This window comes from Baekduia soli, assembly GCF_007970665.1.
GTDB classification, from domain to species: Bacteria; Actinomycetota; Thermoleophilia; order Solirubrobacterales; family Solirubrobacteraceae; genus Baekduia; species Baekduia soli.
Window position 1 is genome coordinate 4359702 of the sequence record NZ_CP042430.1, and the last position, 15828, is coordinate 4375529.

Consider the following 15828-nt stretch of genomic DNA (forward strand, 5'->3'; position numbering starts at 1 on the left):
CCGGCGGCGGCCTGCAGATGGACCGCAGCGCCGTCACGCTGGACCGGCGTCGGACCCCGGCCGCTACCGCGGCCGCATCGAGGTCCTGCGGGACACGAGCATCCAGGCGCTCGTCGGCTCGGCGCAGGGCCGGGCGCTGCGGCTGCACATCGACCTGCTGCTCTCGGGTCAGGACGTCGGCGGCCGCGTGCGAGGGGCACCGGTCCGCCACGCGTGAGCGCGGCGGCCGCGCCTACGCGTGGCGCGAACCTGGGGATGACCCCACGACCGCGCCATCCGGGCGGCGCGGTGCGCCGTCAGCGCCCGCCGGCGCGCCCCGAGGAGCCGACCGCGTGGCGCTCGTCCTCGGGCGACCCATGGGCCGGGCGCGGCACGACCATCACCGAGCACGGTCCCCGGCGGCAGAGCTCCTCGGCGGTGCTGCCGATCACGACGCGGTCCAGCGCGCCCCAGCGGCGCGAGCCGACGACGAGGAGGTCGGCGCCGCGGGCGGCCTCGGCCAGCTCGCCGACGGGATCGCCGACGCGGACGTCGCGGGTCACGCGCTCGTCGGCCCCGATGCGCTCCTCGAGCAGCGCCTCGACGTGGGCGCGGCGCTCGGCGATGATCTCGTCCCAGCGCGACAGCTCGACGATCTCGCCGAACGGCACGGAGTCGACGGGCAGGCGGTCGTCCACGACGCCCACCGCGACGAGCTCGCCGCCGGCGCCGCGCGCCAGGGCGCGAGCGGTCTCGAAGGCGTCGGCGGACTCGGGCGACTCGTCGACACCGACGACGATGCGGGTCAGCCGCGGCTCGTGCTCGCGGCGGCCGGCGACGGCGAGCACCACGGCGCCGGCGGCGTCGTGCAGCACCTGGCGGCCCGTGCGGCCGGCGTGGACGCGGCCCGGCTCGGTGTCGCGGGCCGAGCCCAGCACGAGCAGGTCGACGTGCTCGTCGCGGGCCACGCGGCGCAGGGCGCGTGCCGGGGAGAAGTCGGGGACGGCCAGCGTGTGGCCGCTGGGCGCCCAGGTCGAGCGCGCGGTGGCCAGCGTGGCGCGGGCGTCGCGGGCGCGATGGACGTCGCGGGCGAACGTCAGCGGGAACGGCAGCAGCGGGTCCTGGTAGGCCGCGACGAGCAGGAGGTCGGCGTCGGTGGCACGGCACAGGGCCTCGCCCAGGGCCGCGGCGTCGCGCGACTGCGGGGTCTCGTCCACTCCGACCATGATCTTGCTGAACACGTCTCGCCCTCCGTTGGGGACCGCTGATGCTGACTCGCCCGACGGTACGCCCAGGGCGGCGCGCTGCCGTCCGGCAGCGTCCGCAGAGCCCCGGGGGCGGACTACGGAACGCGGGCCCGCAGCCCTCAGCGCCCGCGGACCGCGGGCTCCAGCAGGGCGTCGGCGCGCAGCCGGCGCTCGAGGTCGGTGACCGAGATCAGACCGGCCGGCGACCCGTCGGGGCCGAGCACCACCGCGCGCCCGCGGGCCGCGAACGCAGGGCGCCCGAGCAGCTCGATGGCGGGCAGGCCGGGCTCGACGAGCAGCTCGGGATCGCGCGCCATGACCTCGTCGACGCGGGCGGCGGACCGCCGGCCGGCGGGCACCGCGCGCAGGTCGGCCAGCGACAGCAGCCCGACGGCGCGGCCCCGGTCGTCGACGACGGGAAACGCCGAGTAGAGGTGGCGCCCGAACCCGGCCGTCGCGGCGTCCTGCAGCGTCCAGGCGGCGCCGACCGTCGCCGGGTCGGGGGTCATGAGGTCGCCGACGGTGTAGCCGCCCAGCGCGTGCTGGGTCTGGGCTCCCTGCTGCTCGGCCGCGGCGGCCACCACGACGAAGCCGCCCACCAGCGCGAACCACAGGCCGCCCGGCGAGCCCTCCAGGAAGGCCAGGACGCCGAGGGCGATGAGCGCGAAGCCGAACGCGCGCCCGGTCGCGGCCGCGCGCGCCGTCGCGGCCTCCCGGTCGCCGCTGCGCCGCCACAGCAGCGCCCGCAGCACGCGGCCGCCGTCCAGCGGGAACGCCGGCAGCAGGTTGAACACCAGGATGGCCGCGGTGACGTAGATCTGGTAGTCCAGCAGCGCCGTCGCCCAGGCGGGCAGCACGCCGCCCAGCGCCAGGCGCAGCGGCACGAGGCCGACGAGGATCACGGCGGTGACCGCCGGGCCGGCCAGCGCGAAGCGCAGCTCGTCGCCGGGCGCGTTCGGCTCGCCGTGGATGCGCGACACGCCACCCAGCAGCCACAGGTCGATCTCGTCGACCTGCAGTCCGCGGCGCCGCGCGACGACGGCGTGGCCGAGCTCGTGGCCAGGATGCCCGCGAACAGGCCGAGCGCACTGGCCAGGCCGAGCGCGTAGGCGGCCGTCGTGCTCAGGCTGTGGTCGGCCTGCGGGAACCAGTCGTGGCCGAGCGAGAACGTGATGAGCGCGACGATCGCCAGCCACAGGGGCTGCACGCCGATCGGCACGCCGGCCAGGGTGCCGATCCGCAGGGTCGAGCGCCGGCCGGCCATCGTCAGGCCCCGCCGCCGTCCAGGCGGCGCTCGAGCTCGTCGGCGGTCGCCCCCGCCGGGCGGTCGGCGCGCAGCACGACGTGCGCGGAGGCGCCGACCTCGTCCAGCGGCTCCCAGCGCTCGCGCAGCGCCGCCGCGATCTGGGGCCCGGCGTCCGAGACCCGCGCCGCGTCGCCCAGCCGTGCGCGTGCGCGCCGGTCGGCCTCGGCGGCCGGGACGCTGCACTGCGCGAAGACGACGGGGCCCGCGCCGCGCAACGCGTCGGCGAAGGCGGCGCGGGAGGCGGCGGCGCCCATCGTCGCGTCGACGACCGCGCCGCCGTGGAAGGCCAGGGCCGCGGCGGCCCGGGCGCCGAGCTCCTCGTAGACGTGCAGCGAGGCGGCGGCCGAGTAGGCCTCCGCGGGCGCCCGCTGCGTCGCGGCCAGGCCGCCGGCGGCCTTGCGCACGACGTCGGAGGACAGCACGGGCACGCCGCGCCGGCGGCCGAGCTCGGCGGCCAGCGTGGACTTGCCCGCGGCGGGCGGGCCGCAGACGACGACGATGCGCGCCGTCCGCGTGCGCCAGGCCAGCCGTCGCGCGAGCGCGACGAGCGCGACGGCGCGCTCACGCGCGGCCTCGCCCCCGGGCTGGCGGGCGCGCAGGAGCGCGACCTTGGCCGACACGGTCGCGCGGTAGGCCGACCAGAACGCCACGAGCGCGTCGTCGCCCGGGTCGCCGCCGGCGCCGCGGTAGGCGTCGAGCACCTCGGCGGCCGCCTCGCCCGCGCCGCGCGACTCGAGGTCCATGAGCAGGAACGCGAGGTCGCAGCCCACGTCGTCGGTGCGCAGCGACACGTCGAACTCGAGGCGGTCGACGATCCGCAGCCCGCCGGCGTCGACGACGACGTGGTCGGCGCGCAGGTCGCCGTGGCCCTCCCGCCAGGCACCGGCGACGGCGCGGCCCTGCAGCGTCGCGGCGCGGCGCAGGGCGAAGGCCTCCAGCGGCCGCGCGACGGCCCAGAGCTCGGCGGCGGTCAGGTCGGGGCCCAGCAGCTCGGCGAGCTCGGCGGCGTTGGCCTGCACCCGTCCGAGCGCGGCGCGGACCCCGCCGGTCCCCGTGCGCGCGCAGCCCGCGTGGAAGCGGGCCAGCCGCGCGCCGAGGTCGCGCAGGGTGCCGGGCGCCACGCGCCCGTCGGCCACCCGGCACGCGAGCGTGTCGGCCTCGTCGAAGCGCCGCATCTCGACGACGACGTCCTCGCCGTCGGGCCGGTCGACCGGCCGCACCCCGAGGTAGGTGCCCGGCGCCAGCTGCTGATTGAGCCGGACCTCCTCGAGCGCGAGCGCCCGCCGGGCCTGCGGCGTGGACTGGTCCAGGAACGGGAACCGCACGGGCTTGCGGAGCTTGTAGGCCCGGTCGCCGTAGAGGTAGACGCGGGAGGCGTGGGTCTCGCGGATCTCCACGCCGGGCAGGCGCTCGAGGTCGGCGGGCGGTCCGGCGGCGGTCTGCGGACCGGTCATGCCGCGGCCGGCACGCGCGCGCCGCGCGGCACGACGAGCACGGGGCAGCGCGCATGGTGGGTCAGCGCGGCGCCGACGCTGCCGAGGGCCACCCGGCTGAGCGGGCCGGTGCGCCGCGACCCGGCCACGAGCAGGTCGAGGTCGTCGCCGGCCTCGATGAGCCGCTGCCCCGGATCGCCCGCCATGAGGACCTCCTGCGCGGGCACCCGCTCGGCCGCAGCGGCCGTGACGACGGCGAGCTCGTGGTCGCCCGCGCCGATCATCGGCGCGACGTACAGGATCCGCAGCAGCGCGCCGGCGCGCACGGCGAGGTCGGTGGCCACCGCCAGCGCCTCGGCGGCCTCGGGCGAGCGGTCCCACGCGACGCCGATCGTCTTCGGCGGGCCCACCGCGAGCCCGTCGCCGGCGGGTCGGGCGACCAGCACCGCGCAGCCGCCGTGGCGCACCGCGCCGAGGGCGACGTCGCCGCGCAGCGTCCGCAGCACCGGGCCGAGATGGCTCTCGCCGAGCACGAGCAGGCCGGCATGCTCGAGGTCGCACGCCTCCCACAGGCCCGCGACGGCCGTCGGCGCGGCGAGCACGCGGACGCCTGGGCGCACGTCGGCGGGCAGCGTGGCGGCCAGTCGGTCCAGCTCACCGTGCAGGCGATCGACGTGGTCGGCCGCATCGGTGATCGCGGGCGACCAGCCGGGCACGACGGTGGCGGCCGGCGCGGGCGGCGTGACCGCCACGGCGGCCAGGACGAGCGGCGCATCCAGCAGGCGCGCCATCGTGACGCCGAGCGTGACGGCATCGTGGGCGGTGCGGGCCTCGGAGACGGCGACGACGACGGGCTCGGTCATGCCCTGACCGTGCCAGGCGGCGGCGTGCCCGCCATCCGGGCGCGGCCGCCCGCCGGCTGCGGACAACCACGGACGGTCCCGGCCGCGCACTAGGATGGCGTCGTGACCGACGACGACGAGATCACCATCGTCCTGGCCGATGACCACGGCGTCGTGCGGAGCGGCCTGCGTATGCTGCTCGACGCCGAGGAGGGCTTCCGAGTCCTGGCCGAGGCCGCGACGGTCGACGACGCCGTGCGCCTGGCCAAGGCCCACCGCCCGACCGTGCTCGTGCTCGACCTCAACATGCCGGGGAGGCAGACGACCTCGAGCCTGGACGTGCTGCCCGCCCTCTCCGCCGACCTGCCCCAGACGCGCGTCGTCATCCTCACCATGCAGGAGGACCCGCAGTTCGCCCGCACCGCGCTGGGCGCCGGGGCCAAGGGCTACGTGCTGAAGGAGGCCGCCGACGCCGAGCTCGTCGAGGCGGTGCGGCGGGCGGCCGCCGGCGAGGTGTACCTCAACCCGCGCCTGGGCGCGCAGATCGCCGCCGCCCCGCCCGAGCCGGCCGGACCGCCCGACGACCTCACCGAGCGCGAGGTGGAGGTCCTGCGGCTCATCGCGCTGGGCCACACCAACGGCGACATCGGCCAGCAGCTCTTCCTCTCCGTGCGCACGGTGGAGTCCCATCGGGCCCACATCCAGCAGAAGCTGCGGCGCACGACCCGCGCCGAGCTCGTCCGCTACGCGCTGGACCGCGGGCTGCTCGACGAGGGCTGAGCCGCCTCAGGCGCGCAGCGCGCGCAGGGCGTTGAGGATGACCGCCACGTCGATGCCCTCCTGCAGGAGGGCGCCGGCGACGGGCGGGATGAGCCCGGCGGCGGCGCAACCCATGGCGACGAAGCTCAGCGCCATGCCGGCCAGCACGCTCTGGGTCGCGATGCCCAGCGACCGCCGGCCGATGCGCAGCGCCTCGGCGACCGCGGCGATGCTCGGCACGGTGATCACCGCGTCGGCGGCGTCCGAGGACGCCGTGGCTCCGAGCGTGCCCATCGCGATCCCGACGTCGGCGATCGCCAGCGCCGGCGCGTCGTTGACGCCGTCGCCGACCATGAGGACCGGCGACAGGCCCGGCTGGGCCCGCACGGCGCGGACGACCTCGAGCTTGTCCTGGGGGGACCGCTCGGACCACACGCGGTCCAGGCCGAGGCTCTCGCCCACGCTCTCGGCGACCGCGGCGCGGTCGCCGGAGACCATCGCGACGTGCGCGACCCCGCCGTGGCGCAGCTCGGTGATGAGCCCGGCGGCGTCGGGGCGCAGCCGGTCGGCCATGACGATGACGCCCGCGGCGCGCCCGTCGACGCCGACGGCGATCTTGGCGAGCCCCAACTCCCCCGCGCGGTCGGGCCCGGCCGACGGCGCGAGCAGGGCGCCGTCGCCGCGGCGGCGCACCCAGTCGGGGCTGCCGACGCAGACCCTGCGGCCGCCCACGACGCCCTCGATGCCCTCCCCCGGCTCCTCGTGGACGTCCTCGGGGAACGCGAGCTCCAGGGCGCGGCCGTGGGCCTCGCGCACCAGCGCCTCGGCCAGGACGTGCGTGGACAGCTGGTCCAGCGAGGCGGCGGCGCGCAGGACCTCGGCCTCGGGCAGGCCGTCGAGCACCTCGATGCGCTCGATCTGCGGCGTTCCGAGCGTGAGCGTCCCCGTCTTGTCCAGCAGCACGCTGCGGATGCGCCCCAGGCGCTCGATGACCCCGGCGCCCTTGACGATGATGCCGCCGCGTGCGGCGCGCGAGACGCCGCACACCAGCGCGATCGGCGCGGCGAGGATGAGCGGGCACGGCGTCGCGACGACGATGACGGCCAGCGCGCGGTGGGCGTCCCCGCTGAGCGCCCAGGCGCCGCCGGCGGCCAGCAGCGTGACCGGCAGCAGCAGCGCCGCGTAGCGGTCGGCGAGGCGCACGAACGGCGCCCGGTCGGCCTGCGCGTCGCGGACGAGGCGCACGATCGCGGCGTAGGCGCTCGCGGCCGCCGGCCGCGAGGCCCGCAGGTCGAACGGCGAGCCGGCGTTGGCCGTGCCGCTGCGCACCATCCCGCCCTGGGCGATCGTCGCGGGCAGCGACTCGCCGGTCAGCGCCGACTCGTCCAGCACGGCCGCGTGCGAGACCAGGATCCCGTCGACGGCGACGATCTCGCCCGTGCGCACGACGACGACGTCGCCGATCTGCAGCGCGTCGACGGGCACCTCTTCGAGGCGGTCGCCGGTGCGGCGGTGTGCGACGGCCGGCGCGCGGGCCAGCAGCGCCGACAGCTCGCGGCGGGCGCGCCGGCCCGCGACGGCCTCCAGCGCGTTGCCGCCGGCCAGCATGAGGCCGACCACGGCGCCGGCCAGCGTCTCGCCCAGAGCCAGGGCGCCGGCCATGGCGACGAGGGCGATGACGTCGACGCCCATCCGCCCGTGCGCCAGCGTCGCGGCCACCGACACCACCAGCGGCAGACCCACCGCGACGACGGTGGCGCCCCACACGAGCTGCGCGGCATGGCGATGGTCGCCGGCGTGCAGCACGAGGCCGGCGACGATGGCGGCCAGCGCGAACGCGGCCAGCACGGCGAACCCGCGCTCGGCGCGCCACGCCGGGCCGGCACCTGCGCCCGGGCCCCGCGCCGTGTCGTTCATGGCGCCCACGGTACGCGAGCCGCGCCCGCGTGCCATCCCCTCGGCGCACCCACGCGCGATCCGTAGTTCGCCGCGGCCGCGGCCGGGCCGCCCCCGATGGGCGCGGCCCGGCGCGGCCCTAGCGTGGGCAGGTGTGTCCCGGTCCCCCAGCGGAGCATGATCCCATCCCGATCGTGACGGCCCACGCGAGCGCCGCCGGCCGGCTGGCGCTGCGCATGCTCGTCGAGAACGAGAACGAGGACGGCTCGCAGCCCGTGCTGCAGCTGGCCGGCGAGGCCTCGCACGCCGCGGAGGCCGGCCGCCTGGCGCGCGACCTCGGCGCCCGCTTCCTCATCCTGCACGACGCGCTGCTGCTCGGCGGCCGCCTCGGCCCGCTGCCGGCCGAGTGCGCGCTCGTGGTGCTCGGCCTCGAGCGCCATCCGGCCGCGGGCGCCGCCGCCCGGGCCCGCGGCGCCCGTCACTACGTGCTGTGGGACCGCGCCGGGGAGGACCTCCCGCGGATCCTGCGCGGCGAGGGTCAGCCGGCGCCGGCCACGGGCGCCTGAGCCTCGCGGACGGAGACCCCGCCCGCCTCGCGGCGCCGCACGGGCAGGCGCGCCTCGAGGACCGCGCCGGCCCCCGGGGCCGAGCGCAGGTCGAGGGACCCGTGGGCCAGCGCGATGCGCTCGCGCATGCCGACGAGCCCGAACCCGTCGGCGCTCTCGCCGGGGTCGAAGCCCCGGCCGTCATCGGTCACCGCGATCGTCAGCGTGCCGTCGGTCTCGGTCACCGTGACCGCGACCCGCGTGGCCTGGGCGTGCTTGACCGCGTTGGTCAGCGCCTCCTGCACGGTCCGGTAGACGGTCTCCTCCAGGTCGGGATCGTGGCGCGTCGCGGCGCGGCCCTCCTCGAAGTCCAGGTCGACGACGAGGTCGATGGCCAGCCCGCTGATGGCCCGGACCCGCTCGGCCAGGCCGGCGAGCGCAGCGCCCGTGCCGATCTCGTCCAGGGCGGCGGGACGCAGGTCGGCGATCAGCGCGCGCAGGTTGGCGATGCCGCCCGTGACCAGCTCGATGGCCTGACCCAGCGCCTCGTCCACGCGCACCGGGTCGGCGCTGCGGCGGGCGGCCGAAAGCAGGACCCGCAGGCCGCCGAGCTCCTGCAGCGTCTCGTCGTGCAGCTCGCGCGCCCAGCGCGTGCGCTCGGCCTCCGAGGCGCGGATGCTGCGCTCCAGCGAGAGCGAGGCGACGCTCTGGGCGGTGGCCACGGCGGTCGCCGCGGAGGCCGCGAAGGCCTGGAGCAGGCGCTCGTCGTCGGTGCTGAACTCCGGGCCGTCGTCGAGGCGGTCGAACGCGGCGAGCACGCCGAGCGGCTGCCCGCGGTGCAGCATCGGCACCATGAGCCCCGCCTTGGCCTGCAGGTCGGCCGAGAACAGCTTGCCGGCCTGGCGGTGCAGGTCGGTCAGGCGGCCGGGGCGGCGCGAGCGCATGATGCCCTCCAGCACGGAGCGGCCGTGGTCCGACGTGGGCGCGAGCAGGCCGTCGGGCACCTCGCCGGCGGCGGCGGCGACCTCCAGCGCGTCGGCCGCGGGCAGCACGACGACGATCGTCCGGGCGTCGACGAGCGCGCGGCCGCGCTTGGTCAGCAGCTCCAGGATGCGGTCGAGCTCGACCTCGCCGGCGATCGCGCTCGCGATCTCGGTCGTGGTCTCCAGCGCCCGGACGGTGCGCTCGAGCCCGTCGCGGCGCGAGGCGACGTCCTGGTACAGGCGGGCGTTGTCGACGGCGATGGCCGCCCAGTCGGCGAGGACGACCATGGCCTGCTCGTCGTCGGCCGTGAACCCGCCGCCGCCCTGCTTGTCGGTCAGGTACAGGTTGCCCCACGCCTCGCCGCGGATGATGATCGGCACGCCCAGGAAGCTGCCCATGGGCGGGTGGTTGAGCGGGAAGCCGTAGGACTGGGCGTGTGCGCCGACGTCGTCCATGCGCAGCGGCCGGGGGTCCTTGATCAGCAGGCCGAGGACGCCGCGGCCGCTGGGCAGCTCGCCGATCGCGGCCCGATGCCCGGCGGGGATGCCGCGCGTGAGGAAGCGCGCGAGCCGCTCGCGGCGGGAGTCGAGCACGCCGACGGCGGCGAACTGCGCGCCGGTGACCTCGCAGGCGACGTCGAGCATGCGCTCGAGCACGGTGTCGAGCTCGAGCTCGGAGAGCAGGCCGCGGCCCACGTCGATGAGGCGGGTGAGGGTGGGGACGTCCATGCGGGGACGGGACCGACGATACCGGGTGCTGTCGCGCAAACGTCCACTGTCCGTCAGCTGACGTCCTTTGTGTCACGGGGGCGCCGCGCTCACCACCGCACATTCCCGCAGGCGTGTCGCGGCCGCACACGGATGACCCCGGTGAACCTCACTGGCACGGTCCTCCCATGACCGACCGCGTCCATCCGGTGAGCCACCAGCCGCTGAAGGTGGCGGTCGTCGGCGGCGGCGTCGGCGCCCTGGAGACCGTCCTGGCCCTGCAGGACCTCGCTCCCGGACTCGTCGTGCCCGTGCTCGTCTCGGCCACCGACGAGTTCGTCTACCGCCCGATGCTCGTCGGCGAGCCCTTCGGCCTGGGCCCCGCGCGCCACTACCGCCTCGCCGAGCTCTGCACCGAGCTCGGCGTCGAGCTCGTCATGGACCGCGTCGTCGAGGTCGACGGCCAGGCCCACCACGTGCGCACGGCCCACGGCACCACGATCGGCTACGACGCCCTCGTCCTGGCCGCCGGGGCCAACCCGTACGCGGCCTTCGAGCACGGCGTGACCTTCGAGCGCCAGGTCTCCCCCGAGGACTTCGACGAGGTCCTCGCGGACCTCACAGACGGCTTGGCGCCGCACGTGGCGGTCGTCGTGCCCGACGGCGTGACGTGGACGCTGCCGGCCTACGAGCTGGCCATGCTGACGGCGGCCTGGGGCGAGCGCTGCCATCCCGACGAGGTGACCGTCACGATCTTCACGCCCGAGCCGATGCCGCTGGACGTCTTCGGCGCGACGGTGAGCGCCGCGGTGACCGACCTCCTGGAGGCCGAGCGCATCGGGGTCCGCTGCGGCGTGCACCCGGACATCGTCACGTCGACCTCGCTGCGCGTCGGCGGCGGCTGGCGCGCCGCGGACCGCATCGTCAGCCTGCCCCTGCTGACCGGCCCGCGGCTGCCCGGCGTGCCCTCCGACGAGCACGGCTTCGTCCCCGTCGACGGCTTCGGCGCCGTCCGCGGCCTGCCCGACGTCTACGCCGCGGGCGACAGCACCGACTTCCCGATCAAGCAGGGCGGCCTGGCCGCCCAGCAGGCCGGCGTCGTGGCGGCCCACATCGCCGCCCGGGCCGGCGCCGACGTCGCTCCTCAGGCCCTCGAGCCCGTGCTGCGAGGCCTGCTCATCACCCGCCAGGGCCCCCGCTTCCTGCGCGCCGAGCTGCGCGACGTCGACGGCACCTCGGAGCTGTCGGCCGAGCCGCTGTGGTGGCCGCCGAGCAAGATCGCCTCGCGCTGGCTGGGCCCGCACCTGGCGCGGCTGGACGCCGACGAGGCCGCCGCGCCCACCGCGCCCGCGGGCTGAGGCGGCGCCACCGGGGGTCCCCGACCGGGGTCGCCCCACCGGGGTTTCCCGCAGCGGCCCGCGGCAGCGCCCCGATGCGCGCCGCACCCGCGACCGGCAGGCTGGCACGCATGCCCGCACCCCCGTCTGCGCCCGGCCCCGCCCGGCACGTCCTCGTCCTCGGCGGCGGCGTCGCCGGCATCGAGTGCCTGCTGGGCCTGCGTGACCTGCTGGGGGCCGCGGTCGACCTCGCCCTGCTCACCGACGCCGAGGAGTTCTGGTACCGGCCACTGGCCATCGGCGAGCCGTTCGGCGCCGGGGCCGCCACCCACCACCCCATCGCCCGCATCGCCGCCGACTGCGGCGCGGCCGTGCTGCACGGCGTGGCCGAGGCGGTCGACGTCGGCGCCCACACCGTGCTGACGCGCGACGGCGAGCGCTACGTCTACGACGCGCTCGTGGTCGCCGTGGGCGCCGTGCCCCACCTGCCGCTGGGCCGCGCGATGATGCTCGACCCGCGGCCCGCGATGCTCGAGGGCCTGCTCGCCGAGGTCGATGCGGGCACGACGCGGCGCGTGGCCATCGTCATCTCCGACGGGCCCCACTGGGTCCTGCCGGCCTACGAGCTGGCGCTGCTGCTCGCCGCCCACGGCCGCGACCGCGGCATGGACGAGCTCGAGATCACCGTGGTCACCGCCGAGGCGGGCCCGCTGGACCTCCTGGGCCCCGAGCCCTCGCAGGCCGTCGCCGACCGCCTGCGCGGCGCCGGCGTGCGCCTGGTCTGCGGTGCGACCGCCGAGCTGCAGGAGGGCCGGCGCATCCGCGTGGTCTGCGGCGCGGGTCACGAGCCGTTCGACGTCGACCAGGTCGTCGCGCTGCCCGAGCTGCGCGCCCCGGCGATCGACGGCCTGCCCGCGGGGCCCGGCGGCTTCCTGCCCGTCGACGCCCACGGGCGCGTCGAGGGGGCGCCGGGCGTCTACGCCGCCGGCGACTGCACGGCGCGCCCCGTCAAGCAGGGTGGCCTGTCGGCCCAGCAGGCCGACGCCGTCGTCGAGCACCTGGCGTTCCGCGCCGGCGCGCTGGAGGACCCGCAGCCCTACCGCCCCGTCCTGCGCGGCCGGCTGCTGACCGGCGACGCGCCCGTCTACGTCCGCCACGAGCTGCGCTCGGGCGCCCCGCCGGCCGAGATGGCCGGGCACGCGCTGTGGTGGCCGCCGGCCAAGATCGCGGGGCGCTGGCTGGCCCCCTACCTCCAGGCCCGCGACGACGGGGCGGCCGGCCTCGCACACCCGCCCGCCCACGGCCGGCCGATCGAGGTGCCGCTCGACGCGCCGCAGATGCCCGTGCCCCGCCACCTCGAGCTCCTCGGCACCGAGCCCCCGGTCCGGCCATGACGGCTGCTCCGCAGACCATCGTCGTGGCCGGGGGCGGCGTCGCCGGCCTCGAGCTCGTGCTCGCGCTCGACGAGCTCGCCGGCCCGGATGTGCGCATCACGCTGCTGGAGCCGGAGGACGTCTACGTCGAGCAGGCGATGACGATCGCCGAGGTCTTCGAGCACGGCGAGCGCGCCCGCCGGCCGCTGGCCGCGATCCTGCAGGGCACGCGCGTCGCGCTCGTCCACGAGGCGCTGGCGCTCGTCGATCCCTCCCGGCACGTGCTGCGCACGGCCTCCGGCGCCATGATCGGCTACGACCGGCTCGTCATCGCGATCGGCGCCGCCGCGGTCGCGTTCGCGCCCGGCGTGCTCAGCGTCGAGCCGCGGTCCGTCGAAGGCCTGCGCGCCCTGGCCGCCGAGGTCGCCGACGGGACCGCCACCCACGTCGGGATCGTCATCCCGCCGGGGCGGCACTGGTCGCTGCCCGCCTACGAGCTGGCCCTCAAGCTCGCCGACCACGGCGCGGCCGTGGGCCGCCGTCCCGAGATCACCGTCGTGGCCCCCGAGCCGCGGCCGCTGTCGATCTTCGGCGAGGACGCCGCGCGCACCCTGGCGCAGCGCCTGGAGGCCGACGGCATCGCGGTCCTGCCGCGCGCGTCGGCCGAGGTGCTCCCCGGGCCGCCGCCGGTGGTCATCGTCCACCCGGGCCGGCGCACGCTGACCGTCGACCGCGTCGCCGCGCTGCCGCGGCTGCGCCCGCGGCGCATCGCCGGCGTCGGCTTCCCGGCCGACGGCTTCCTGCGCGTCGACGCCGTCGGGCGCGTGAACGGCACGCCCGACGTCTACGCCGTCGGCGACGCCACCGACGGCCCGGTCAAGCTCGGCAGCCTCGCGGCCCAGCAGGCCGAGGCCACCGCCCGCCACCTCGCCGCGCCCCCGGAGCCGGGCGCCGGGGCGGCCGCGCCGACGCGCGCCGTGCCGCGGGCCACGCTGCACGGCGCGCCGCACGTCGTGCCGCTGCCGCTGCCGCTCGGGCGCGAGCCCGACCCCGACGCCGCGCTGAAGGTCGCCGCGCCGCGGCTCGCGGCGCGGCTCTCGGCGCTCAGTGCGCCGCCGCCGTCGTGAGGCCCAGCGGGGCCTTCGAGCTCCGGCGCACGCCCCGCGGGATGACGATGACCGGGCAGTGCGCGCCGTGGACGAGCTGGGAGGAGACGCTGCCCAGCACCGTGCTGGCCAGGCGGCCGCGGCCGCGGCTGCCGCAGAGCAGCACGTCGAACTCCTCGCTGGCGGCGACGAGCGCCGCGCCGGCGTCGCCCGCCAGGCTCTGCTGGTGCACGCTGCCGCCCGTGGCGCGGGCCAGGTGCTCGGCGGCGATGAGCGCGTAGCGCGCGGGCGGCGAGCCGTCGAACGCGACGGCGATGCGGCGCAGCTCGTCCTCGCCGGGCAGCGGGACGCTGAGCGGCGACACCGCCACGGGGCAGGTCGCGTGCTGGATGACGTCGCGCGTCACGGTGCCGCTGAGGTCGCGGCCCAGGACGAGCAGGCAGGCGTCGGTCTCGCGCGCCGCGTCGACGACCGCACGCGCGATCCCCTCCGCGGGCACCACGCGCTCGCGCACGTCGAGGCTCGCGTCGACGAGCCGCCGCGCCCGGGCGACCCCGGCGCGCGCGGCCTCGAAGCGGGCCTCGTCCTCGGCGGGCAGGGTGACACGGGCGCTCAGCGCCAGCGGCTCGTAGCGGTAGGCGCCCACGAGCTCCAGCGGCTGACCCAGGCGCGACGCCAGCAGCGCGCCGAGCTGGACGGCGCCGGAGCTGTCGGCGCCGCCCCAGCAGGCGACGACGGGATGCTCGGGCGTGACGGCGGGATGCTCGGCCGGGCTCATGGACGCCAGCGTCGCAGCCCGGTCGTCGTGCGGCATCCGCCCACAGGACCACGTGCCCTGCGGCGAAGTACGGACCGCCGATCGGGCGGCGGGCGGATGGAGGTCGACCGGGGGGTCACCAGGATCCGGCCCATGACCTCGCTGGAGCTCGCGCGCCTGCAGTTCGGCGTGACGACCACTTCCACTTCTTCTTCGTCCCCGTGACCATCGGGATGGCCGTCTTCGTGGCCGTCTGCCAGACGCTGCACTACCGCACGGGCCGGGAGGTGTACGCACGCATGACCCAGTTCTGGGGCAAGTTGATGCTCATCTCCTTCGCCGTGGGCGTGGTGACCGGCATCGTCCAGGAGTTCCAGTTCGGCATGAACTGGTCCAACTACTCGCGCTACGTCGGCGACATCTTCGGCGCCCCGCTGGCGATGGAGGGGCTCGCCGCCTTCTTCCTGGAGTCCACGTTCATCGGCCTGTGGCTGTTCGGCCGCGGCAAGCTGTCGCCCAGGATCCACCTCGCGTCGATCTGGGCGTTGGCCGGCGGCACCATGCTGTCGGCCTACTTCATCCTGGCCGCCAACTCCTGGATGCAGCACCCCGTGGGCTACAAGCTCAACGCGGGCAGCGGCCGCGCGGAGATGACCTCCATCCTGGACGTGCTCACCAACAGCACCGCGCTCTACGCCTTCGGCCACACGATCCTCGGCGCGCTGGCCACCGCGGGCATGCTCATGCTCGCGGTCTGCGCCTGGCACCTGCTGCGCCGCAACGAGATCGACGTGTTCGGGCGCTCGGCCAACATCCTGCTCGGCGGGGTCACCGTCGCCGCCCTGGGCACGATGGTCATCGGCCACTTCAACGGCCAGCTCATGGAGAGGCAGCAGCCGATGAAGATGGCCGCCGCCGAGGCGCTGTTCAACACGTCCAAGCCCGCGGCGTTCTCGCTGTTCGCCGTCAGCCACGTCGAGCACAACCCCAAGCACCTCAACGTCAACATCAAGATCCCGCACACGCTGTCGCTCATGGCCACCAACTCCTTCAACGGCAAGGTCGAGGGCATCAACGACATCAACCGCGAGTACCAGAGGAAGTACGGCCCGGGCGAGTACGCGCCGATCGTGGCCGTGACCTACTGGACCTTCCGCTTCATGGTGGGCTCGGGCACGATCATGCTGCTGCTGGCGGCCTTCGGGTTCTGGCGCGCACGCAGCGGCCGGCTGCTGGACAGCCGCCTGCTGCTCCGGCTGCTCATCCCCGCCGCGGCGCTGCCGTTCATCGCCAACTCGACGGGCTGGCTCTTCACCGAGATGGGCCGCCAGCCCTGGGCGGTGATGGGGCTGCTGCGCACCGACGACGCCAACTCCCCCATCGTGAGCTCGGCGCAGATCGTGGTGACCCTCGTCGGCTACACGCTGCTCTACGGCGTGCTCGGCGCGATCGGCGGCCGGCTGTTCGTCCGCGAGGCCAAGCACGGCCCGCGGACCGACGTGCCGCCCGCGGACGCCGAACGTCCCGACCTCGTCCTCGCCTACTAGCCGGAGCCTG

The 15828-nt window shown here is 76.8% G+C and carries 14 protein-coding genes; 6 read left to right on the top strand and 8 right to left on the bottom strand.

Annotated features, from left to right (window positions below):
- Nucleotides 1–296: 296 nt before the first annotated feature.
- From FSW04_RS21135 to FSW04_RS21155, 5 genes are all read right to left on the bottom strand, one after another.
- Entirely contained in the window at nt 297–1220 is a 924-nt protein-coding gene (locus FSW04_RS21135) for a universal stress protein (protein WP_146922186.1), read from the bottom strand.
- A 125-nt stretch (nt 1221–1345) separates the two neighbouring features.
- Entirely contained in the window at nt 1346–2206 is an 861-nt protein-coding gene (locus FSW04_RS21140) for a CBS domain-containing protein (protein ID WP_146922187.1), read from the bottom strand.
- Nucleotides 2125–2490 (bottom strand): hypothetical protein, encoded by a 366-nt coding sequence (locus tag FSW04_RS21145; RefSeq protein ID WP_146922188.1) that lies wholly within the window; start codon nt 2488–2490, stop codon nt 2125–2127. Before FSW04_RS21145 ends, FSW04_RS21140 begins: the two co-directional genes overlap by 82 nt.
- Before the next feature lie 2 nt (nt 2491–2492).
- Nucleotides 2493–3986, bottom strand: a complete 1494-nt coding sequence (locus FSW04_RS21150; protein ID WP_146922189.1) for a bifunctional aminoglycoside phosphotransferase/ATP-binding protein — start codon at nt 3984–3986, stop codon at nt 2493–2495.
- Complete coding sequence (locus FSW04_RS21155) at nt 3983–4828, bottom strand: universal stress protein (protein ID WP_146922190.1); 846 nt, start codon at nt 4826–4828, stop codon at nt 3983–3985. Before FSW04_RS21155 ends, FSW04_RS21150 begins: the two co-directional genes overlap by 4 nt.
- A 102-nt stretch (nt 4829–4930) precedes the next feature.
- On the opposite strand from FSW04_RS21155, the gene FSW04_RS21160 reads away from it, so the two are divergent.
- Nucleotides 4931–5587, top strand: coding sequence for a response regulator transcription factor (locus tag FSW04_RS21160; RefSeq protein WP_146922191.1), 657 nt, complete (start codon nt 4931–4933; stop codon nt 5585–5587).
- A gap of 6 nt (nt 5588–5593) precedes the next feature.
- On the opposite strand, the gene FSW04_RS21165 is transcribed toward FSW04_RS21160, so the two are convergent.
- Entirely contained in the window at nt 5594–7483 is a 1890-nt protein-coding gene (locus FSW04_RS21165; RefSeq protein ID WP_146922192.1) for a heavy metal translocating P-type ATPase, read from the bottom strand.
- Nucleotides 7484–7656: 173 nt separating this feature from the next.
- On the opposite strand from FSW04_RS21165, the gene FSW04_RS21170 reads away from it, so the two are divergent.
- Nucleotides 7657–8028 carry a hypothetical protein gene (locus tag FSW04_RS21170; RefSeq protein WP_146922193.1) on the top strand — a complete coding sequence of 124 codons (372 nt, stop codon included), beginning with the start codon at nt 7657–7659 and terminating at the stop codon, nt 8026–8028.
- Here the strand turns inward: FSW04_RS21170 and FSW04_RS21175 are convergent.
- On the bottom strand, nt 8001–9719 hold the full coding sequence (locus FSW04_RS21175) for a GAF domain-containing sensor histidine kinase (RefSeq protein WP_146922194.1): 1719 nt from the start codon (nt 9717–9719) through the stop codon (nt 8001–8003). The two genes, FSW04_RS21170 and FSW04_RS21175, sit on opposite strands and share 28 nt — an antisense overlap.
- A gap of 167 nt (nt 9720–9886) precedes the next feature.
- Between FSW04_RS21175 and FSW04_RS21180 the strand changes: the two genes are divergently transcribed.
- The 3 genes from FSW04_RS21180 to FSW04_RS21190 all read left to right on the top strand — a co-directional run bounded on the left by FSW04_RS21180 (nt 9887) and on the right by FSW04_RS21190 (nt 13535).
- The gene (locus FSW04_RS21180) at nt 9887–11056 is read left to right on the top strand and encodes an FAD-dependent oxidoreductase (protein WP_146922195.1); all 1170 of its coding nucleotides are present in this window, start codon (nt 9887–9889) and stop codon (nt 11054–11056) included.
- 110 nt (nt 11057–11166) lie between these two features.
- Nucleotides 11167–12429: an NAD(P)/FAD-dependent oxidoreductase gene (locus tag FSW04_RS21185; RefSeq protein ID WP_187368978.1), complete on the top strand. Its 1263-nt coding sequence runs from the start codon at nt 11167–11169 to the stop codon at nt 12427–12429.
- On the top strand, nt 12426–13535 hold the full coding sequence (locus FSW04_RS21190; RefSeq protein ID WP_146922197.1) for an FAD-dependent oxidoreductase: 1110 nt from the start codon (nt 12426–12428) through the stop codon (nt 13533–13535). Before FSW04_RS21185 ends, FSW04_RS21190 begins: the two co-directional genes overlap by 4 nt.
- Here the strand turns inward: FSW04_RS21190 and FSW04_RS21195 are convergent.
- Complete coding sequence (locus tag FSW04_RS21195) at nt 13513–14292, bottom strand: universal stress protein (protein WP_187368979.1); 780 nt, start codon at nt 14290–14292, stop codon at nt 13513–13515. The genes FSW04_RS21190 and FSW04_RS21195 overlap by 23 nt on opposite strands.
- Before the next feature lie 200 nt (nt 14293–14492).
- Between FSW04_RS21195 and FSW04_RS21200 the strand changes: the two genes are divergently transcribed.
- Entirely contained in the window at nt 14493–15818 is a 1326-nt protein-coding gene (locus FSW04_RS21200) for a cytochrome ubiquinol oxidase subunit I (protein ID WP_321167667.1), read from the top strand.
- Nucleotides 15819–15828 lie beyond the last annotated feature (10 nt).